Annotated in this window: 18 protein-coding genes; 14 read left to right on the forward strand and 4 right to left on the reverse strand. The window is 70.6% G+C overall.

Annotated features, from left to right (window positions below):
- The first annotated feature begins 393 nt into the window (after window positions 1-393).
- The 4 genes from OG542_RS09245 (at window position 394) to OG542_RS09260 (ending at window position 4,969) form a co-directional block, all read left to right on the forward strand.
- Window positions 394-1,476, forward strand: a complete 1,083-nt coding sequence (locus tag OG542_RS09245; RefSeq protein WP_328409818.1) for a substrate-binding domain-containing protein — start codon at window positions 394-396, stop codon at window positions 1,474-1,476.
- A gap of 15 nt (window positions 1,477-1,491) precedes the next feature.
- Window positions 1,492-2,271, forward strand: coding sequence for an ATP-binding cassette domain-containing protein (locus OG542_RS09250; RefSeq protein ID WP_311128234.1), 780 nt, complete (start codon window positions 1,492-1,494; stop codon window positions 2,269-2,271).
- Window positions 2,262-3,554 carry a sugar ABC transporter permease gene (locus tag OG542_RS09255; RefSeq protein WP_408057856.1) on the forward strand — a complete coding sequence of 431 codons (1,293 nt, stop codon included), beginning with the start codon at window positions 2,262-2,264 and terminating at the stop codon, window positions 3,552-3,554. The genes OG542_RS09250 and OG542_RS09255 overlap by 10 nt, the downstream gene beginning before the upstream one ends.
- A gap of 62 nt (window positions 3,555-3,616) precedes the next feature.
- A complete protein-coding gene (locus OG542_RS09260; RefSeq protein WP_328409819.1) occupies window positions 3,617-4,969 on the forward strand; it encodes an ABC transporter substrate-binding protein in 1,353 nt (450 codons plus the stop codon).
- A gap of 199 nt (window positions 4,970-5,168) precedes the next feature.
- Here the strand turns inward: OG542_RS09260 and acnA are convergent, their stop codons facing one another.
- Window positions 5,169-7,886 (reverse strand): aconitate hydratase AcnA, encoded by a 2,718-nt coding sequence (gene acnA, locus OG542_RS09265; protein ID WP_311128232.1) that lies wholly within the window; start codon window positions 7,884-7,886, stop codon window positions 5,169-5,171.
- A gap of 398 nt (window positions 7,887-8,284) precedes the next feature.
- Between acnA and OG542_RS09270 the strand changes: the two genes are divergently transcribed.
- From OG542_RS09270 to OG542_RS09280, 3 genes are all read left to right on the forward strand, one after another.
- Window positions 8,285-9,490 carry an esterase/lipase family protein gene (locus OG542_RS09270; protein ID WP_328409822.1) on the forward strand — a complete coding sequence of 402 codons (1,206 nt, stop codon included), beginning with the start codon at window positions 8,285-8,287 and terminating at the stop codon, window positions 9,488-9,490.
- Between the two features lie 96 nt (window positions 9,491-9,586).
- Window positions 9,587-9,787, forward strand: a complete 201-nt coding sequence (locus OG542_RS09275) for a DUF4236 domain-containing protein (RefSeq protein ID WP_033308449.1) — start codon at window positions 9,587-9,589, stop codon at window positions 9,785-9,787.
- Window positions 9,788-9,871: 84 nt separating this feature from the next.
- Window positions 9,872-11,401 (forward strand): helix-turn-helix domain-containing protein, encoded by a 1,530-nt coding sequence (locus tag OG542_RS09280; RefSeq protein ID WP_184589454.1) that lies wholly within the window; start codon window positions 9,872-9,874, stop codon window positions 11,399-11,401.
- Between the two features lie 16 nt (window positions 11,402-11,417).
- Here the strand turns inward: OG542_RS09280 and OG542_RS09285 are convergent, their stop codons facing one another.
- Complete coding sequence (locus OG542_RS09285) at window positions 11,418-12,047, reverse strand: hypothetical protein (protein ID WP_328409824.1); 630 nt, start codon at window positions 12,045-12,047, stop codon at window positions 11,418-11,420.
- Window positions 12,048-12,326: 279 nt separating this feature from the next.
- On the opposite strand from OG542_RS09285, the gene OG542_RS09290 reads away from it, so the two are divergent.
- The 7 genes from OG542_RS09290 (at window position 12,327) to OG542_RS09320 (ending at window position 19,539) form a co-directional block, all read left to right on the forward strand.
- Window positions 12,327-13,778 (forward strand): serine/threonine-protein kinase, encoded by a 1,452-nt coding sequence (locus OG542_RS09290; protein ID WP_328409826.1) that lies wholly within the window; start codon window positions 12,327-12,329, stop codon window positions 13,776-13,778.
- A gap of 97 nt (window positions 13,779-13,875) precedes the next feature.
- Window positions 13,876-15,342 (forward strand): Y4yA family PLP-dependent enzyme, encoded by a 1,467-nt coding sequence (locus tag OG542_RS09295; protein WP_328409828.1) that lies wholly within the window; start codon window positions 13,876-13,878, stop codon window positions 15,340-15,342.
- The gene (locus OG542_RS09300; RefSeq protein WP_328409830.1) at window positions 15,339-16,658 is read left to right on the forward strand and encodes a pyridoxal-phosphate dependent enzyme; all 1,320 of its coding nucleotides are present in this window, start codon (window positions 15,339-15,341) and stop codon (window positions 16,656-16,658) included. Before OG542_RS09295 ends, OG542_RS09300 begins: the two co-directional genes overlap by 4 nt.
- Before the next feature lie 5 nt (window positions 16,659-16,663).
- Window positions 16,664-17,860: an aminotransferase class V-fold PLP-dependent enzyme gene (locus OG542_RS09305; protein WP_328409831.1), complete on the forward strand. Its 1,197-nt coding sequence runs from the start codon at window positions 16,664-16,666 to the stop codon at window positions 17,858-17,860.
- Window positions 17,861-17,948: 88 nt separating this feature from the next.
- Window positions 17,949-18,713, forward strand: coding sequence for a class I SAM-dependent methyltransferase (locus OG542_RS09310; protein WP_328409832.1), 765 nt, complete (start codon window positions 17,949-17,951; stop codon window positions 18,711-18,713).
- Between the two features lie 149 nt (window positions 18,714-18,862).
- Window positions 18,863-19,162, forward strand: a complete 300-nt coding sequence (locus OG542_RS09315) for a hypothetical protein (protein ID WP_328409833.1) — start codon at window positions 18,863-18,865, stop codon at window positions 19,160-19,162.
- 65 nt (window positions 19,163-19,227) lie between these two features.
- A complete protein-coding gene (locus tag OG542_RS09320; RefSeq protein ID WP_328409835.1) occupies window positions 19,228-19,539 on the forward strand; it encodes an ArsR/SmtB family transcription factor in 312 nt (103 codons plus the stop codon).
- Between the two features lie 6 nt (window positions 19,540-19,545).
- On the opposite strand, the gene OG542_RS09325 is transcribed toward OG542_RS09320, so the two are convergent.
- Complete coding sequence (locus OG542_RS09325; protein WP_328409837.1) at window positions 19,546-20,199, reverse strand: ABC transporter ATP-binding protein; 654 nt, start codon at window positions 20,197-20,199, stop codon at window positions 19,546-19,548.
- A complete protein-coding gene (locus OG542_RS09330; protein ID WP_328417849.1) occupies window positions 20,192-21,118 on the reverse strand; it encodes an ABC transporter ATP-binding protein in 927 nt (308 codons plus the stop codon). Before OG542_RS09330 ends, OG542_RS09325 begins: the two co-directional genes overlap by 8 nt.
- Window positions 21,119-21,171: the final 53 nt, after the last annotated feature.

Raw genomic sequence — 21,171 nt, forward strand, 5'->3', positions numbered from 1 at the left:
GAACCGCACTCCGGACCCGCCCCCAGGCCGCCGAATCCACGGCCGGCACAGAGACCGGGACCAGCCCCCAAACCCGCCCCCGAGCCGCCGAGACCACGGCCGAAACAAAGACCGGGACCGAACCCCGGACCCGAACCCAAGCCGGCCCCGCGACCACGACCACGACCACGACCACGACCACGACCACGACCACGACCACAAGCCTGACCGGAACAGGCCCAGCGACCAGACCCCTAGCCGGAACCCGGACTGGACGCCGGAGCCAACCCCGAGCCGGACCCCGGACCGAAACCCGGAGCCAACCCCGAGCCGGAACCCGGACCGGAGCCCCGACCGAAACCCCGGCCGAAACCCCGGCCAGGGCCGGACGCGGCCCGACGAAGGAGGTCCGCCGTGAGAGGGCGCAGATGGCGCGTGTTCGTCGCCCTGATGGCCGGTGTCCTGGCCACGTCCCTGGCCGGCTGCACCGAGAACGGCGAACAGGGCGACGACAACCTGACCGTCGGCCTGCTGCTGCCGAGCCGCGCGGTGCCCCGCTGGGAGCAGTCCGACAAGCCACTGATCGAGAAGCGGGTGAAGGAGCTGTGCCCCGACTGCACCGTGATGTACGCCAACGCCGAGAACGACGCGGCGAGCCAGCGGCAGCAGATGAACTCCATGATCACCAGGGGTGTCTCGGCCCTGATCCTGGACGTCGTGGACCCCAAGGCCCTGCGCTCCTCGGTCCGGGCGGCGGACCGCGAGGGCATCCCCGTGGTCGCCTACGACCGGCTCGCCGAGGGCCCGATCTCGGGTTTCGTCAGTTTCAACGGCGGCCAGGTCGGCCGGCTCCAGGGTGCGGCACTCCTGAAGGGCATGGGAGCCAGGGCCGACGACGGCGGCGTCGTCATGATGAACGGCGATCCCTCCAGCCCCAACGCCGCCTGGTACGAGGGCGGGTCCCGGGCCGTCCTCCAGGACAAGGTGCGGATCCTCAAGTCCTACAGCACCCTGGGGTGGCGCACGGAGAACGCGCACGACCACATGTCCGCCGCGATCAGCGACCTCGGCCCGAATCAGATCGACGGGGTGCTGGCGGCCAACGACTCGATCGCCGCCGGCGTCATCGCGGCGCTCAAGAGCGCCCGTATCTCGCCGCTGCCCCCGGTCACCGGCCAGGACGCCGATCTCGACGCCGTGCGACGCATCGTCGAGGGCGAGCAGTACATGACCGTCTACAAGCCCTTCCGGCTGGAGACCGAGGCGGCCGCCGCGATGGCCGTGGCCCTGGCGCGCGGCAACGACCTCGAATCCCTCGTCACGCGGAACGTGGACACTCCGACCACGAAGGACGTCCCGGCGGTGCTGCTCACCCCGATCGCCGTGACGGCCGAAACGATCGGGCGGACGCTCGTCCGGGACGGTGTCTACACGATCGACCAGATCTGTACCCCGAAGCTCCGGCCGGCCTGCGACCGGATCGGGCTCACCCGGTGAGGGGCGTGATTCTCCGTGGCCCATCCCCCTGTTCTGGCGTTGCGCGGCATCACCAAGCGGTTCGGCGGCGTGCAGGCGCTCGTGGATGTCGACCTTCAGGTCCGGGCCGGTGAGGTCGTGGCCCTGGCGGGCGACAACGGCGCCGGCAAGTCCACGCTGATCAAGGTGGTCTCCGGGGTCAGCCCCGCCGACCGGGGCGTCATCGAGTGGGAGGGGCGGCTCGTGCAGATCAAACGCCCGCACGACGCCCACGCCCTGGGCATCGCAACCGTTTACCAGGACCTCGCCATGTGCGACAACCTGGATGTCGTAGGCAACCTCTTCCTCGGCCGTGAGATCGACCGGGTCGGTGTCCTCGACGAGGTGGAGATGGAGCGCCGCTCCCGTGACCTGATGCGCACCCTGTCGATCCGGATCCCCGATGTGCGGGTGCCGGTCGCGGCGCTGTCCGCCGGTCAGCGGCAGGCCGTCGCGATCTCCCGCTCGCTCATGGGCGCGCCCAAGGTCCTGCTGCTCGACGAGCCCACCGCCGCCCTGGGCGTGGAGCAGACCAGCCATCTGCTCGACCTCATCGAGGAGGTGCGCGACCGCGGTATGGCGATCATCCTGATCAGTCACAACATGGGCGACATCAAGGCCGTCGCGGACCGGGTCGCCGTGCTGCGGCTCGGGCGCAACAACGGTCTGTTCGACGTGAGCACCGTGACGCAGGAGCAGATCATCTCCTCCGTCACCGGGGCGGCGGACAACGCCGTGGCCCACCGTTCGAAGGGCGACGAGGAGGCCTGGCCGTGAGCCGGAGCGGGCCGCACCGGGACGGCGGGCCGGGCAGCGCCGGGCCGGTCGCGCCCGACCGTGGGCCGCGCGCCCGGGGCTGGTCCGGCAACCTGCGCGACTACGCCCTGGAGGTGCGCGGCAGTGTGCGGGTCGGTGAGCGCGGGCCGCTCCTGGTCATCGCCGGGCTGATCGTGATCTGGTGCGTCTTCCAGGGTCTTGACGACAAGTTCCTCTCGCCACGCAACCTGTCCAACCTCGGCGTGGGCATCGTCGGGACCGGTCTGGTCGCCGTCGGTATCGTGTTCGTGCTGCTGATCCGGGAGATCGATCTGTCGGTCGGCTCCGTCAGCGGCCTGGCGGGGGCCTCGTTCGCCGTGCTGAACGTGAACCACGGGGTGCCGGAGTGGCTCGCGGTGGTCGTGGCGGTGGCGGTGGGCATGGCCGTGGGCGCCTTCCACGGGTTCTTCTTCGCCTCGCTGGGCGTGCCCGCGTTCGTCGTGACGCTGGCGGGCCTGCTGATCTGGAACGGCCTGACGCTCTACCTGCTGGGCGCGAGCGGCACGATCAACATCGACGAGGAGGGTCTGGTCGCCTCCCTGACCAGCCGCCATTTCGAGGACGACGCGGCGGCCTACACGGTGGCGGCACTCGGCACGGCCGGGTACTTCCTGGCCGCCCGCCGCAAGCACGCCCGCCATCTGGCCGCCGGGATGCCGCACCGGCCGACGGGCGACATCTGGCTGCGCACCGGTCTTCTCGCGGGGATCGCCTTCGCCGCGGCCTACACCCTCAACCGGTTCCAGGGGCTGCCGCTCGCGCTGCTGATCTTCCTGGTGGTCCTGGTCGTCTCGGACTACGTGCTGCGCCGCACCCGCTACGGGCGGCGGGTGTACGCGCTCGGCGGCGGGGTCGAGGCGGCGCGGCGGGCGGGGATCGGGGTGGCGCGGGTGCGGGTCGCGATGTTCATGGTGTCGGGGACGCTGGCCGCGTTCGGCGGGCTGTTCGTGGCCTCGGAGCTGACCTCGGCGAGCCCCACGACCGCCCGTGCCGCCGGTTCCGGGATGCTGCTGATCAACGCGATCGCGGCGGCCGTCATCGGCGGTACGAGTCTGTTCGGCGGGCGCGGCTCGCCCTGGTCGGTGCTGCTCGGGGTGCTGGTCATCCAGTCGATCGCCTCGGGCATGGGGTTGCTGGGGGTCGAGGACGCCGTGCAGTTCATGATCACCGGCGGGGTGCTGCTGGCCGCCGTGGCGGCCGACGCGCTCTCCAGACGCGGAGAGGCCCGCCGGGACCGTCCGTAGGCCTCCCCCTTTTGCCCTCATATGCCTAATAAAAGGCAAAGGTGGGTAGGGGCGGGGTTGTCATGAAACGCAGCCGCCTCGCCCAGATGGCCATGGCAGCCACGGCCGTCCTAGGCCTGGTTGTCGCCGGGTGCGGTGACACGGACCCGCCCGGTGGCGAGCAGGCCGACCTCAAGGTGCTCGCGATGGACGCCTCCCAGGTGCAGACCCTCAAGAAGCTCACCAAGGAGCACTTCACCGCGGAGACCGGCATCACGGTCGACTACACCCTGCTGCCGGAGAACGAGGCGCGGGAGCGGATGAACCGCGAGTTCGCGACCCAGGCCGGCACCTACGACGTCGCGAGCCTCAGCGCCTACGAGGTGCCGATCTACGCGGACAACGGCTGGCTCGCCCCGCTGGACTCCTATGTGAAGGCCGACGAGGACTTCGACCAGGGCGACGTCTTCCCCAACCTGGTGGCGTCGCTGACCGGAGAGGACGGCAAGATCTACGCCGAGCCCTTCTACGGCGAAGGCTCCTTCCTGATGTACCGCAAGGACCTCTTCCGCAAGGACGGGCTGGTCATGCCGCCGAACCCGACCTGGAAGCAGGTCGCCGACCTCGCCGCCCGGGTCGACGGGACCGACGGCACCAGCGGCGTCTGCCTGCGCGGCCTGCCCGGCTGGGGCCAGAACCTCGCCCCGATCAACACGGTCGTCAACACCTTCGGCGGCGCCTGGTACGACATGGACTGGAACGCGCGCCTGAACTCACCCGAGTTCAAGAAGGCCGTCGCGTTCTATGTCGACCTGCTCCGCTCCCACGGCCAGCCCGGCGCCGACCGGATGGGCGTGCTGGAGATCCTGGACCGCTTCGTCGAGGGCAAGTGCGCCATGATGTACGACGCCACGTCGCTGGCCTCGTCGATCGAGGCCGACGGATCCTCGGTCAAGGGCAAGGTGGGCTACGTCCCGGCCCCGCACGACAGGACCGGCAAGGCCGGCTGGCTGTGGACCTGGGCGTGGGGCGTCCAGAAGGCCTCCGACGACAAGGACGCCGCCTGGGAGTTCATCTCCTGGGCCTCCTCCAAGGAGTATCAGGAGCAGGTCGGCCAGGAAATGGGCTGGACCTCGGCGCCCGCCGGGAACCGCAAGTCGCTCTACGCCAACCCCGAGTACCAGCAGGCGGCCGGCGCCTGGTACCGGCAGGAGTACACGGCGGCGACGGACTCCGCCGACCCGAAGAGCCCCGGCGTCGGCCCCCGCCCCTACACCGGCATCGGCTTCCTGGGCATTCCCGAGTTCGCCGTGCTCGGTACGGCGGTCTCCCAGCAGATCGCCTCGGCCATCGCCGGCCAGCAGTCGGTGGACACGGCCCTGGACAAGGCGCAGGACCTCGCCCAGGCCGCGGCGGCGAAGTACCGGGGCGAGTGAGCCGTCGGTCAGCACTGCCCGGAGAGCCCCGACACCTCGGCAGGCAAGGGCAGTTCACCCTCCAGCTCCGATCCTGTCCCGGTCCGCTGGGGGAACCCTGTGTTCAGGCTGAGCACCGGCGATGTCCCCGCACGAACGGCGAAGGCCGCGCCCCCGGGTCACCCGGGAACGCGGCCCTCGAACTGCCCTACTGGTCCGCTTACTTGCGGATCAGGCTGCGCAGCACGTACTGCAGGATGCCGCCGTTGCGGTAGTAGTCCGCCTCACCGGGGGTGTCGATGCGGACGACCGCGTCGAACTCCACACCGGTGTCGGTGGTGACCTTGACCGTACGGGGGGTGGTGCCGTCGTTCAGCTCGGTGATGCCGGCGATGGAGAAGGACTCCTCGCCGGTCAGGCCGAGGGTCGCGGCGGACTGGCCCTCCGGGTACTGCAGCGGGATGACTCCCATGCCGATGAGGTTGGAGCGGTGGATGCGCTCGTAGGACTCGGCGACGACGGCCTTGACGCCGAGGAGTGCGGTGCCCTTGGCGGCCCAGTCACGGGACGAACCGGAGCCGTACTCCTTGCCGGCCAGGATGACCAGCGGGGTGCCCTGCTCGATGTAGTTGCGCGAGGCGTCGTAGATGAAGGCGACCGGGCCGCCGTCCTGCGTGAAGTCCCGGGTGTAGCCGCCCTCCGTGCCCGGCGCGATCTGGTTGCGCAGGCGGATGTTGGCGAAGGTGCCGCGGATCATGACCTCGTGGTTGCCTCGGCGCGAGCCGTAGGAGTTGAAGTCACGCCGCTCGATGCCGTGCTCGGTGAGGTACTTGCCGGCCGGGGTGTCGGCCTTGATGGCGCCGGCGGGCGAGATGTGGTCCGTCGTCACCGAGTCGCCGAGCTTGGCGAGCACGCGGGCGCCGGAGATGTCGGAGACCGGGGTGGTCTCCATCGTCATGCCCTCGAAGTACGGGGGCTTGCGGACGTAGGTCGACTCGGCGTCCCACTCGAAGGTGTTGCCGGTCGGGATCGGCAGCGCCTGCCACTGGGCGTCGCCCGCGAAGACGTCCGAGTAGGACTTGGCGAACATGTCCTCGCCGATGGCGTTGGCGACGACGTCGTTCACCTCGGCCTCGGAGGGCCAGATGTCCGCGAGGAAGACCGGCTTGCCGTCCTGGTCGACGCCCAGGGCGTCACGCGTGATGTCGACCTTCATGGAGCCGGCGATCGCGTAGGCCACGACCAGCGGCGGGGACGCCAGGTAGTTCATCTTGACGTCGGGGTTGATGCGGCCCTCGAAGTTCCGGTTGCCGGAGAGGACCGAGGTGACGGCGAGGTCGTGGTCGTTGACGGCCTTGGAGACCTCGTCCGGCAGCGGGCCGGAGTTGCCGATGCAGGTGGTGCAGCCGTAGCCGACGAGGTTGAAGCCGACCTTGTCGAGGTACGGGGTCAGGCCCGACTTCTCGAAGTAGTCGGTGACGACCTTGGAACCCGGGGCGAGGGTGGTCTTGACCCACGGCTTGCGGGTCAGGCCCTTCTCCACCGCCTTCTTGGCCACCAGGGCGGCGGCGACCATGACGTACGGGTTGGAGGTGTTGGTGCAGGAGGTGATGGCCGCGACCGTCACCGCACCGTGGTCGATCTCGTACGACGTGCCGTCGGGGGCGGTCACGGTGACCGGGTTGGACGGGGCGCCGTTCGGGGCGACGGCCGGGGAGTCGGAGGCCGGGAAGGACTCCTGGCCCGCCTCGTCCACGGAGTCGACGTAGTTGAGGACGTCCTGCTTGAACTGCTCGGCGGCGTTCGCGAGGACGATACGGTCCTGCGGGCGCTTCGGGCCGGCGATGGAGGGGACGACCGTCGACAGGTCGAGCTCGAGCTTCTCGGAGAAGTCGGGCTCGGCGGCCGGGTCGAGCCAGAGGCCCTGCTCCTTGGCGTACGCCTCGACGAGCGCGACCTGCTGCTCCGAGCGGCCGGTGAGCTTGAGGTAGTTCAGGGTCTCGCCGTCGATCGGGAAGATCGCCGCGGTGGAGCCGAACTCCGGCGACATGTTGCCGATGGTGGCGCGGTTGGCGAGCGACGTGGCGGCCACGCCCTCGCCGTAGAACTCGACGAACTTGCCGACGACGCCGTGCTTGCGCAGCATCTCGGTGATCGTGAGGACCAGGTCGGTGGCGGTGGTGCCCGGCTTCAGCTCGCCGGTCAGCTTGAAGCCGACGACGCGCGGGATGAGCATGGAGACCGGCTGGCCGAGCATGGCGGCCTCGGCCTCGATGCCGCCGACGCCCCAGCCGAGGACGCCCAGGCCGTTGACCATGGTGGTGTGCGAGTCGGTGCCGACGAGGGTGTCGGGGTACGCCTGGCCGTTGCGGACCATGACCGTGCGCGCCAGGTGCTCGATGTTCACCTGGTGGACGATGCCGGTGCCGGGCGGGACGACCTTGAACTCGTCGAACGCGGTCTGGCCCCAGCGCAGGAACTGGTAGCGCTCCTTGTTGCGGCCGTACTCCAGCTCGACGTTCTGCTTGAAGGCGTCGTTCGTGCCGAACTTGTCGGCGATGACGGAGTGGTCGATGACCAGCTCGGCCGGGGCCAGGGGGTTGATCTTCGCCGGGTCGCCGCCCAGCTCCTTGACGGCCTCACGCATGGTCGCGAGGTCCACGACACAGGGAACGCCGGTGAAGTCCTGCATGATCACGCGGGCCGGCGTGAACTGGATCTCCTGGGCCGGCTGGGCCTGCGAGTCCCAGCCACCAAGGGCGCGGATGTGGTCGGCGGTGATGTTCGCGCCGTCCTCGGTGCGGAGGAGGTTCTCCAGCAGCACCTTCAGGCTGTAAGGGAGGCGCGCGGCGCCCTCGACCTTGTCCAGCCGGAAGATCTCGTACGACTCGTCGCCCACCTGCAGCGTGCTGCGGGCGTCGAAGCTGTTCGCCGACACGACAGTCTCCTTCATTGATGTGCGCGTACCACCACGATCCTGCCGCCACGACTACTTGGCCGATCCGCTAAGGTAAGGCTAAGTTAGGTAGCCCTTACCGCCGGACCGGTGGTGCCGCGCGGCTGCGGTGTCACCTCGGCAGATATCTCGATGTCGAGATAACTCTAGTACACGAGGGCCGGATGGTCATGCCCGGACCCGGATGTCCTGTCGGCGGCCGCTCCGGGCGTGGCACAGGCGAGCGATGAGATCAGGCCAACGGCACATGCCGGGCTCACCAAACAATTCCGTGCACGCTCCATTAAATGGGGTGAACCTCGCAGCTCGGAAGCGCGATATGCCTGGATTGCCCACAGAATGACGTCGTCTCGTCCACCTCTCCCGCAAGGAGTCCCCACATGTCCGAGACGACCGAGCCCAACGTCGGTTCGTTCACCCTCGGCGGTCCGCTGACCGCCGAACCCGCCGGACCCATCGAGGTACCGGAGCACGACGAATGGCCCCTGCCCAACGGCTTCGCCTGGGTGTTTCCCGGCGAGGGCGACCACGAAGGTCTCGTCCGGCCCGTGATCATGGCCGACGGCTTCAGCCTCGGCCGCAGCAAGCTCGACCGGCTCTACCACGGACTGGAGAGCGGCTACCCGTTCATCAGTGAGCTGCGCCGGCGCGGCAGGGACGTGATCCTGCTCGGCTTCGACGAGCGCAGCGCCTCGATCCTGGACAACGCGCAGGCGGCCGAGGCCGCCATCATGCGGGCCATCGCCGAGCAGCGGAGCGAGGCCCGTCTGGTCGTCGGCGGCTTCAGCATGGGGGGCATCGTCACCCGCTACGCGCTCGCCGACCTGGAGAGCAGGCGGATCGATCATCGGACCGGGCTGTACTTCTCGTACGACAGCCCGCACCACGGCGCCTCCATCCCGGTCGGCGTACAGGCGTTCTCGCACTTCATCCCGTTCCCGAACGACTTCGCGAAGCAGATGAACAGCCCGGCCGCGCGCCAGATGCTGTGGCAGCACTACGACAAGGACACCGGCAAGATCGGCGTCGCCCCGGAACGCACGGAGTTCCTGGCCGCCCTGGACCGGGTCGGCGGATGGCCGCAGATCCCGATCAAGATCGCCGTGGCGAACGGTCGCGCCGACGGGGTCGGCCTGCCGGAGGTGAAGCCCGGCGATGTCGCGCTGCGGATCGAGCGGATCTACCCGGGCACCACCTTCTACACCCAGGCCCAGGGCGACGACGTCACCGTCGCCTACCTGAACCGCAGGCTCCCCAAGGCCGAGAAGACCATCACGACCAACGGCTTCCCGGAACTGGACGGCGCGCCGGGCGGAACCCTGCACACCTACCAGATCCTCGCCGAGACGCTGCGGAAGCTCGGGGGCAAGGCGGACCTGCGCCACGAGGACGTGTGCTTCGTCCCCTCGGTCAGCGCGGTGGCGATCCGCGGCATCGAGAAGCAGGACGATCTGTACGCGGACATCAACGCGCTGAACCCGGACGAGAGCGCGCTGGACGAGTTCCGCTGTTCGTCCACGACCACCGCGCACACGGCCATCACCGAAGAGCTGTGCACCTGGATCATGGACCGCCTCCACGACTGATCCCCGCCACGCGCCGGCCGCCTGCCATCAGAGGACGAAGCCGGGGTAACCGAACGGAGTCGGGGGAACCCGGCGCACCCCGAAAGGAGACCCTGAATGCCCCTCACATTCCGCAAGAGTTTCCGGATTCTTCCCGGCGTGCGGCTCAACATCAACAAGCGCTCCTGGTCCATCACCACCGGCGGCGGGAAGAACGGCCCGCGATACACCCGCAGCAGCACGGGACGTCGTACGACATCGATGGATTTGCCCGGACCTTTCGGGTGGCGGCGCACCACGAAGGCGCGGCGACACTGAGCCCACCGGGCGGGATTGACGTCCCGTCACCCGAATGGACCCCCCGGTCGGGCACCATCTCATATCTGAGATAACCTCAACCTCATGGCAGACGACTACCTCGTACGCATCGGCAAGCTCATCCGTGACGCTCGGCAGCACCGGGGCTGGACTCAGTCGCAACTGGCCGAGGCGCTCGGAACCAGCCAGAGCGCCGTCAACCGGATCGAGCGCGGCAACCAGAACATCAGCCTTGAGATGATCGCGCGCATCGGGGAGGCCCTCGACAGCGAGATCGTGTCGCTCGGCTACGCCGGTCCGATGCATCTGCGGGTGGTCGGCGGACGCCGGCTGTCCGGTGCCATCGACGTGAAGACGAGCAAGAACGCGTGCGTGGCGCTGCTGTGCGCCTCACTGCTCAACCAGGGGCGCACAGTGCTGCGTCGCGTCGCACGCATCGAAGAGGTGTACCGCCTCCTGGAGGTGCTGGGCTCCATCGGCGTCCGCACCCGGTGGATCAACGACGGCGTCGACCTGGAGATCGTGCCGTCGGCAGAGCTGGACCTGGCGGCGATCGACGCGGACGCGGCCCGCCGCACCCGCTCGATCATCATGTTCCTCGGCCCGCTGCTGCATCGCATGGACCACTTCAAGCTGCCGTACGCCGGCGGCTGCGACCTCGGCACGCGCACGGTCGAGCCGCACATGATCGCGCTGCGCCGGTTCGGGCTCGACATCGCCGCGACCGAGGGTCAGTACCACGGCATGGTGGACCGCTCGGTCCGCCCCGACCGGCCGATCGTGCTGACCGAGCGCGGCGACACCGTCACCGAGAACGCGCTGCTCGCCGCCGCCCGGCACGACGGCATCACCGTCATCCGCAACGCCTCGTCCAACTACATGGTCCAGGACCTGTGCTTCTTCCTGGAAGCGCTGGGCGTCAAGGTCGACGGCATCGGCACCACCACGCTCACCGTGCACGGCGTGCCCACCATCGACGTCGACGTGGACTACTCCCCCTCCGAGGACCCGGTCGAGGCGATGAGCCTGGTCGCCGCGGCCGTCGTCACCGAGTCGCATCTGACGGTGCGCAGGGTGCCGATCGAGTTCCTGGAGATCGAGCTGGCCGTGCTCGAGGAGATGGGCCTCGACCACGACCGCACACCCGAGTACTTCGCCGACAACGGCCGCACCCGGCTGGTGGACCTCACCGTCCGGCCCTCCAAGCTGGAGGCGCCGATCGACAAGATCCACCCCATGCCGTTCCCCGGCCTGAACATCGACAACGTCCCGTTCTTCGCGGCCATCGCGGCGGTCGCCCAGGGCCAGACCCTCATCCACGACTGGGTCTACGACAACCGCGCCATCTACCTGACCGACCTGAACCGCCTCGGCGGACGGCTGCAACTGCTGGACCCCCACCGCGTCCTGGTGGAGGGCCCGACCCGCTGGCGCGCCGCCGAGATGATGTGCCCGCCCGCCCTGCGCCCCGCCGTGGTCGTCCTCCTGGCGATGATGGCGGCCGAGGGCACGTCGGTGCTGCGCAACGTGTACGTCATCAACCGGGGTTACGAGGATCTGGCGGAGCGGCTGAACTCGATCGGGGCGCAGATCGAGACGTTCCGGGACATCTGAGACCGCCGGAGCGCGGTCAGTACAGCTTGTTGACCGCCGTGACGGTGGTCTTCTTGAAGTCGGCCACCTGGGCGTGCTGGAAGTTGCCCATCTGGCCCCACAGGACGACCGTCACGGTCCTGCCGTCGCGGCCGACCGAGAACAGGCCGATGTCGGAGGAGCCCCACGCCGAGGCGGTGTGGAGGCCGTAGACGTGGGCCCCCTCCTCGACGTTCAGCCGGCCGTAGGACTTCTGCGTCGCCGTCAGGTCGGGGTCCTGCTCCATCGGCTTCTTCGCGCAGCCGGCGATGTCCTTGCGCAGCAGCGCAGCGAAGTCCTTGGCTCGCTGCGCCGTGCGCTCCACGACCGTGATCTGCTGGGCGTTGGTGTCGAACTCGGTCCCGTACGAGCGGTGGGTGGCGATGGACGGCAGGGCCTCGCCCACGCAGACCGGCAGCGGGTCCGGCTGACCGGCCGTGACGGGACCGGCGTACCAGGGCGAGGTCGGGTGCGGCGGCAGTTCGGCCGGCTCCAGGAACCGGGGTGTGGCGGAGGCCGGTGTGGTGGCGGCGGCCGGTACGGCGACTGCGGCGACACCGGCCACGGCCGCCAGCGCGGCCACGGTGGTACGGATACCTCGGGCGCGAATCTGCATGATCTCCCCCATGTTTCCCCCATGGTTTCTTCGTCGAATGCGCGGGCTTCAGCCCTTGCACCCCCTACGCCCCGCCACCGCCCATATACGTTGCCCTGTCCGCCTGCTACGGGTCCGTCCCGAATGTCACCGGCGCGCTACAGAAGATCGACGTCAGGGGCGGGGACCAAGCCGATCATGAGAGGGCCGTGATCCCCCTCACTCCCCGCCCAGGTCGACCCAGGGTCGGCAGTTATGGTGACCAGGGCGCATCAAGGTGCCCAACACGGACAATGCGGCGGAGGGCACACGGTGTCGGACCAGGGGCGACTCGTCGCCGGGCGCTATCGGCTCGCCGAGCGGGTCGGCCGGGGCGGCATGGGCACGGTGTGGCTCGCCGACGACGAGGTACTGGGGCGCCGGGTCGCCCTGAAGCGGCTGCACGAGCGGCCGCACCTGTCGGCCGACGAGCTCGGCACGCGTGACGAGCGCATGCGCCGTGAGGCGCGCAGCGCCGCGCGCATCGTCCACCCCAACGTGATCGTCGTCCACGACGTCGTGGAGGACGAGGGCCGCCCCTGCGTCGTCATGGAGTACGTCCCCGGCCATACGCTCGCCGACCTCCTCCAGGAAGGCCGCACCCTCCCGCCCCACGAGGCGGCCCGGATCGGCCTGGCCATGGTGTCCGCCCTGCGCGCCGCGCACGAGGCCGGAGTCCTGCACCGCGACGTCAAGCCCGGCAACGTGCTGCTGAGCGCGGGCGACCGGGTCGTGCTCACCGACTTCGGCATCGCCACCACGGCCGGCTCGTCCACCCTGACCAGAACCGGAGAGATGGTCGGATCCATCGACTACATGGCCCCGGAACGGGTCAGGGGCCTCACCCCCGGCCCGGCCTCGGACCTGTGGGCCCTGGGCGCGACGCTGTACCAGGCGGTGGAAGGACGCCCCCCGTTCCGCCGCGCGACGGCGATGGAGACGGCGTACGCGATCGCCACGGACCCCGCGACCCCACCGACCCAGGCCGGCCCCCTGGCCCCCCTCATAGAGTCCCTCCTGGCCAGGGACCCGGAGGGACGCCCGTCGGCGGAGGAGACAGAACACTCCCTGCGGGCAGCAGTGAACGCCCGGAAGGGGCGCGGGGAACTGCGCGATCAACCACAGACAACCCGCACCCGCCGCCACCGCCGCATCACCACCATCGCCGCCGCGCTCACCGCCACCCTCGCCGCGGCCGCCACCCTCTACGCAACAGCCCCACCCCAATCCGACAAGCCACGCAAATCCGCAAGCCACCCTACAGCCACACCCAGCCCCGTCCCCCAGGGCTACCACCTCGTCCACGAGAAAGAGCTCGGCATCTCCTTCCCCATCCCGGACGACTGGACAGCCCGCACCCGCACCGCGGAACAGGTCACCTACGCCGACCCCACCGGCCTGGCCGGCATCACCATCGGCACGGTCACCCCGGCAGGGCCGAACCCGGCCGACCACTTCGCCGACATCGAGGCGAACACGAAGCTCAACTACCCCACGTACCGCCGGCTGCGCATGCAGCGGACGACCTTCCGCGAACAGCCCGCCGCCATATGGGAGTTCACCTTCCACGGCCGCGCCCGCCCGTTCCGCGCCATCGACCTCGGCTACGGCCGTGAAGGCGGACGCGAGTACGACATCTACCTCTCGGCGCCCGAGGCGGAGTGGGACAACCACCGCCCCGTCTTCGACCATGTCAGGGACGGCTTCAGGTCTTTCAGGGCGTAAAGCGACCGAAGAATGGATAGGGGCTATACGGCGAAACGCGGGGAGTGTCCGACGTGCCCGGATGCCGGGCGCAGCGGCTTCAGGGGAGGGAGCGCGCATGGACGGACGGCCCTTGTATCTCGAACCGCGGCTGGAGCCACGGCTGAGGTCGCTCGTGGCGGCGACCGGGACACTGCACACGCTCACCGACGCGCTCGGTTCACCGCTGCACGTCGTGGTGCCGGACCAGATCGCCGAGAACCTGGAGCGGTTCCGGTCCGTGTACCGCGCGCACCATCTGTCGGGCCAGGTCTTCTACGCCCACAAGGCCAACCGGTCCAGCGCGCTGCTGCGCCGCCTCGCGGCCACGGACGCGGGCGTGGACGTCGCGTCGCTGGGCGAGTTACAGCACGCGCTCGGTGCCGGTCTCACCGCCGACCGGATCACCGCCACCGGGCCCAAGAACCCCGAGTTCCTGTGGCTCGCGGCCCGTGCGGGGGTCACGGTCGGCGTGGACGGCGTGGCCGAGCTGGACCAGCTCGGCGCGCTGGTGCGGGGGCACGCGCTCGCCCCGGTGCGGGTGCTGCTGCGGCTGTCGGGGTTCGAGACGTCGGGGGTGAGAGTGCTCAGCCGGCGCAGCCGGTTCGGCACGCCCGTACGGGAGTTGGAGCTGCTGCTGAAGGCGGTCGAGCGGCACGGCGACGCGGTGGACCTCACCGGGGTGTCCTTCCACCTGGACACGACGAGCGTCGCGGAGAAGGCGACCGCGCTCGAAGGGTGTCTGGCGGCCCTGGAGGCGTGCCGGAGCCGGGGGCTGCGGCCCCGGGCCGTGGACATCGGCGGCGGGTTCGGCGTCAATTACCTCGCCGAGCGGGAGCAGTGGGAGGCGTACACGACGGCGCTCACGTCCGCCGTCCTGGGCCGCCGTCCGCCCCTGACGTGGGGCGGGCACGGCTACGGGCTGCGGAACGAGTCCGGCACCCTGCGCGGCACGCTCGGCCTCTACCCCGCGCACCGGTCCGTCGCCGGCGCGGCCTACCTGGACGAGCTGCTGGCCCAGCCCGCGGCCTCCCTGGGCGGCCGTCCACTGGCCGGACTGCTGCTGGAGCACCTGTACGACCTGCACACCGAGCCCGGCCGGGCCGTGCTGGACCAGTGCGGGCTGACGCTGGCGAAGGTGCTGGAGGTCCGCGACCAGGACACCGGCGGGGAACTGCTCGTACGGCTGGCCGCGAAGGCGGACGACATCGCTCTGGAGGACCACGGAGTGCTGATGGACCCGGTCGTCATCCCCAGAAGCGGGGCCGGGCCGGGCGAGGGGCCCGTCGCCGTCCACCTCTTCGGCAGCCTCTGCCTGGAGACCGACCTGATCACGAGGCGCACGGTGTTCCTGCCCTGCCGTCCGGTACCCGGCGACCTGCTGGCGTTCGCCAACACCGCCGGGTACGCCATGGACTTCCACGCCACCCGCGCCCAGCACCAGCCCGCCGCCCGCAAGGTCGCCGCCTGGCAGGACGGCGACGTGTGGCGCTGGTGCCTCGACGACCAGTTCTGGCCGATCACGCCCTCGGGGGGAGCCCAGTGAGGTACGACAGCATCACCGAGGCGATAGGCAACACTCCGCTGGTGCGGCTGGACCCGGCCGTGCACGGACTGCGGAACATCGACCTGTTCGCCAAGCTGGAGATGCTCAACCCCTGGGGCTCGGTCAAGGACCGGGCGGCCTGGAGCATGGCCCGCCCGCTGCTCTCCGAGGCCGTCGAACACGACAGCCAGGTCGTGGAGTTGTCCAGCGGGAACACGGCGAAAGCGCTGGCGGTCGTCGCGGGCATGCACGGGCTGGGCTTCAAGAGCGTCACCAACCGGATGCGGGTGCCGGAGATCAAGGATCTCCTGCTGCTGCTCGGCGCGGAGATCGAGGAGCTGCCGGGGCAGAGCGAGTGCCTGGACCCGTCCGCGACGGACGATCCGCTGACCCTCTTCCACCGGACGCTGTCCGCCTCCGGCAGCGCCTGTCTGCACACCGACCAGTACTTCAACCCGCGCAACACCGAGGCCCATCTGACCGGGACCGGCCCGGAGATCGTCAAGGACCTGGACGGCCGGGTGCCGGACTGGTTCGTGGCCTGTGTGGGCACGGCCGGTTCCTCCACGGGCGTGGCCCGCGCGCTGCGGGGGGAGGACCCCTCGGTGCGGGTGGTCGGGCTGGTCGCGGCCAAGTCCGACTTCATCCCCGGGATCCGCACGATCGACGAGGTGCAGGAGGTCGGCCTGTTCGACCCGGAGACGTACGACACGATGGAGCCGGTGAGCGCCGACGAGGCCATCGAGGGGATGCTGACCCTGAACCGCCGCTGCGGCATCCTGGGCGGCCCCACCGGAGGGGCGGCCTACTTCGGCGCGGTCCGTCATCTGCGCGCCCTCGACGAGGAGTCGAGCGAACGCCGGACGGCGGTGTTCATCGTCTGCGACCGGGTCGAGAGCTATCTGAGCTACGTCCGGCAGCGGCGGCCCGACCTGCTGGGCCGGCCGGCCCGGAAGAACTCCCCGGCCGACCTGACCGAGGCCGAGGTGCGCGGGGCGCCGTCGGTCACCGTGGCCGAAGCCCAGCGGTGGATCGAGAGCGACCGGCCGCTCGTGGTCGACCTGCGCAGTCCGTTCGCGTACGCGGCGCTGCACATCGACGGGTCGGTGAACATCGTCGACGAGCTGTTCGCCGAACTCCTGCGGGGCGGCCTGCCGTTCAGCCGGAGCCGGCCGGTGCTGCTGGCATGTCCGGTGGGCGAGCAGTCCGCGCGGTACGCGGCGCTGCTGACCCGGATGGGGCATGCCGATGTGCGCAGCCTGACCGGCGGCATCATCGCCTGGCGGGACGCGGGCGCGCCCCTGGTGCGGGACTGACGCCCATGTCCGCACCGATCACCCGCGAGGACCTGCCCCAGTGGCAGCGGGCGCTGCGCGCCCAGTTCCCCATCGTCACCGGGCACCCGGAGCTGGCGTACCTGGACAGCGCGGCCACGGCCCAGAAGCCGCAGGCCGTCCTGGACGCCGTGCAGACGTACCTCACCACCAGCAACGCCAACTCGGCGCGTGGCACCTACACCTGGGCCAACCGGACCACGGAGCTGGTGGAGCGGACCCGCGAGCGTGTCGCCCGGTTCCTCGGGGACGGCCGGCCGGAGCGATCCGCCGTCCACTTCACCAGCGGCACGACCGAGGGGCTGCGCACGATCGCCCGCGACTGGCTGCCGGGGTTCCTGCGCGACGGCGACGAGATCGTCGTACCCGACGCCGACCACCAGGCCAACATCACGCCCTGGCTGGAGGCCCAGCGGCTGCTCGCCCGGGAGGGCCTGCACGTCCGGGTGCTGCCGATGCCGTACCAGAGCGGCTCCGGGGACTACGACCACACCGCGCTGGCCGAACGGGCCGGGCCGCGCACCCGGTTCGTCGCCACGACCCATGTGCACCACGTGTACGGCGGCGACATGAATGTGCAGCGGATCCGCCAGGCGGTAGGACCGGACGCGGTCATCTGTCTGGACGCGGCCCAGAGCGTCGGGCATCTGCCGGTGTCCGTGGCCGAGTCGGACGTCGACTTCGTGGTCTTCTCCGGGCACAAGGCGCTGGCCCTGCCCGGCTCCGGGGCCGTGTGGGCCCGGCAGGAGCGCGGCCCGGCGTTCACGCCCGGCGGGTGGAGCGGCACGCCGAACACCGTGGGCATCGCCTCGCTCGAAGCGGCCCTGGACTGGCTGGACGCCGCCGGAGTGGAGCGCATCGAGCGGTGGACCGTCGCCCTGGCGGCCCGGCTCACCGACGGGCTGCGCCGTCTGGACGCCTACGACATCCTCGGCTGCCCGCTCAGCCTGGCGGCCGACTCGACCGTGCAGCGGCGCCAGAGCATCGTGACCCTGCGGCACCGCGCCATCGACTCGGGCGACCTGGGCTTCATCCTGTTCAGCCACGGTTTCATGGTCCGCTCAGACCACCACTGCCAGGGCGACGCGGGCGAGAAGACCGGTTCGGTGCGGGTGAGTCTGCATGTGTACAACACCGTTGAGGAGATCGACCGACTGTTGTCCGTTCTTGCGTCACTCCAGTGACTCCGCCGACTATGCGTAATGGGAACCGTTTCCACCTGTAGGCTCGGGCCGGCAGAGTCAGGTGCGAGACGGCAAGGTGGCGCGACCGGTGGGGCTGAGTCTGGCGACGGCGGAGCGATGGGTGGAGCGCTGGGAGCTCCAGCAACAGCGGTACGCCGTCGACCGCGAGGAGCGCTTCACGGTGATCGCCGATGTCGTCGAGCACGTGACGGTGGGGCGCACGGCCCGGCCGCTCGTCGTCGACCTGGGCTGCGGGCCCGGGTCCCTCGCGGCCCGGCTGATCCGGCGACTGCCGGACGCGGAGATCGTGGCCGTGGACCGGGACCCCGTCCTGCTGGAGCTGGGCCGGACCCACCACCCGGACGCGGCCCGCTACGTCGACACGGAGATCGGCACACCCGGCTGGACCTGGGCCCTGGACCTGGACCGGCCCCTCGACGCGGCCGTCTCCACGACGGCCCTGCACTACCTCGACCGCGAGACCCTCCTGCGCACCTACCGGCAGCTCGCCACACTGCTGCGGCCCGGCGGGGTCCTCGTCAACGGCGACCATCTCCCCCAGGGCGACGCGGGCCCGGCCGGGATCGCCGCCCATGTCGGGCGGTGCCGGGCCGACCGGCAGCGGGCGTTCGCCCACGAGGACTGGGGCTCCTGGTGGGCCGCCCTCGCAGACGACCCCGAGCTGGCCGACCTCCTCGCGGAGCGCCGCCGCCGCGAGGAGGCCCTCGACGGCGGCCGCCCCACGGAGCTGCCCCTCTCGGCCCATCTGGAGCTGTTGAGGCAGGCGGGATTCGACACAGCGGCGCCGGTCTGGCAGTACGGCGACAGCCACGTGGTCGTCGCGGTCCGTTAGGCCCGGCATCACCCCTTCGCACCCCGCCGGGTGGCGGGCACCTGCGGCCGCTCCGACAATACATGCAGGAATCGCTATATGTTAATGTCGCCATACCGCCCCGGCCGAAGAGCCAGGGGCGGCCACGAGTACACGCAAGGAGTCACCCCATGACCACCGCCGAGCACATCACCCACGAAGGCCACACGCACGCCCACGGCGACGACTGCGGGCACGTCGCCTTCACCCACGGCGATCACACCGACTACGCCCACGACGGCCACATCCACCGGATGCACGACGGTCACGTCGACGAGTGCGCGAACAGCGGTCACGCGGTGCACCAGAACCACGACCACCAGCACGGCGACGACTGCGGCCATCTGGCCGTGCGGCACGACGACCACACCGACTACGTGCACGACGGTCACCGTCACGCCGCGCACGAGGGACACTGGGACGACCACTGACGAGACCCGTCCGCGGCAACCGCTCCATCGAATTGGAAATCGTTGTCATATGCTAATATATGCATATGATGACGACGCCCTCTCCCCCGACGGACGAGCCTGACCAGACCCTGCAGGCGGCCAGCGAGCTGCTGCGCGCCCTGGCCTCGCCCGTACGGCTGGGCATCGTGCGGGAACTGGCCGGTGGCGGGAAGTACGTCCATGAACTCGTGACGGCCCTGGGCGTGAGTCAGCCGCTGGTCTCCCAGCACTTGAGGGTGCTGCGCACCTCCCGGATCGTCACCGCCCGGCGTCAGGCCCGCGAGACGCGGTACACCCTCGCCGACGACCATGTGGCGCACATCGTGCTGGACGCCATCCGGCACGCGCAGGAGTAGCGCCTCTCAGGACAAGCCATCCCAGTCGACCGTGCGGTCGCACCAGCGCCCGAGCAGCGTGCGGTCGTGGCCGACGGCCAGCAGGGCGGCGCCGGTCGCGGCCCGGTAGTCCTCGACGGCCGCGACCAGGGCGGCGGCGGTGGAGGCGTCGAGCATGGCGGTCATCTCATCGCACACCAGCAGGCGCGGGCGCAGCACGAGGGCGCGGGCGAGGCAGGCGCGTTGCAGCTGGCCGTCGCTGACCTCGTGCGGCCGTCGGGTCAACAGGTCCGGGGTGAGGCCGACGACGGGGGCCAACTCGGCCACGCGGTCCGGGATTTCCTTGCTCCGGCCGGTGGCGCGCAGGGGTTCGGCGATCAGGTCGGTGAGCGGCAGCCGGGGGTCGGCGGAGAGTCTGGCCTGCTGGAAGACGACCCCGAAGGCGGTGCGCAGGGCGCGCGGGGCACGGTGGCGCCAGTGCCGTACGGGGTCGCCGTCGAGGACGAGCGTTCCTGAGTCGGGCCGGTGCAGCAGCGCCGCGACCCGCGCCAGGGTGGACTTGCCGCAGCCGCTCGGGCCGAGCAGACCGACGGACTCGCCCGGTTCCACGGTCAGGGAGACATCCCGGACCACCGGCGCGTTCCTGATGTATCCGGCGGTGATGGAGCGCAGTTCAAGCACGGACGTCCTCCGGCGGGTGCGGGTGGTGGCAGGCGACCATGCCCGGGGGCGGCGGAGCGGCGCAGGTGCCGGTGGCCCGGTCACAGCGGGCGGCGAAGGCGCAGCCGTCGGGGAGGTCGCCGAGTTCGGGCGGCATGCCGGGGATGGACGTGAAGGCGCGGTCGGGAAGGGCTTGGAGCAGGCCCCGGCTGTAGGGGTGGCGGGGCCCCGGTGAGCCGAAGAAGTCCTCGGCGGCGGCCAGTTCGACGATCCGGCCCGCGTACATCACGGCGACCCGGTCGGCGATGCGCTCGGCTGCGACCAGGTCGTGGGTGATCATCAGCAGGCCCCGTGCGCTGCCGCCGGCCTCCCCCGGCTCGTCGACGTGCCGCCGCAGTTCGTCGACCGTACGGTCCACCAGGTCGCGATCGAGCCCGGTGGTCGGTTCGTCGGCGAGGAGCAGAGGCGCATCGCCGACGAGGGCGAGGGCGGTGGCGGCGCGCTGAGCGAGACCTCCGGAGAGCTGGTGAGGGTGGCGGTCGAGGTGGTCCGCGGGGAACGCGGCCCGTTCGGCGGCGGCCTCGGCGGCGGCGCGCAGGGCGGAGCGCCCCCGGGTCGCGGTCAACGCGGCGGCGGTCTCCTCCAGTTGGGAGCGGACGGTGCGCACGGGGGTGAGGTGGGCGGCCGGGCTCTGCGGTACGAGGCCGATGAGCCGGCCGCGTACGGCACGGGCGAGGGTCCGCTCGTCGGCCGCGAGCAGGTCCAGGTCGCCGAGGTGAGCCGCTCCCGCGGTCTGCGCGTTGCCGGGGAGCAGGCCGAGCAGGGCGGAGGCCAGCACGGACTTGCCGCAGCCGCTCTCCCCGATCAGGGCGAGACACTCACCGGCCGCCACATCGAACCGGGCATCGGTGACAGCGGCGACAGGACGCCCGCGCGGCATGAGGAACCGCACGGAGAGACCGCGCACGGACAGCACGGGCCGGCCTCCGGCCG

This window comes from Streptomyces violaceus (genome assembly GCF_036014075.1).
In the GTDB taxonomy this organism is placed as follows: domain Bacteria; phylum Actinomycetota; class Actinomycetes; order Streptomycetales; family Streptomycetaceae; genus Streptomyces; species Streptomyces violaceus.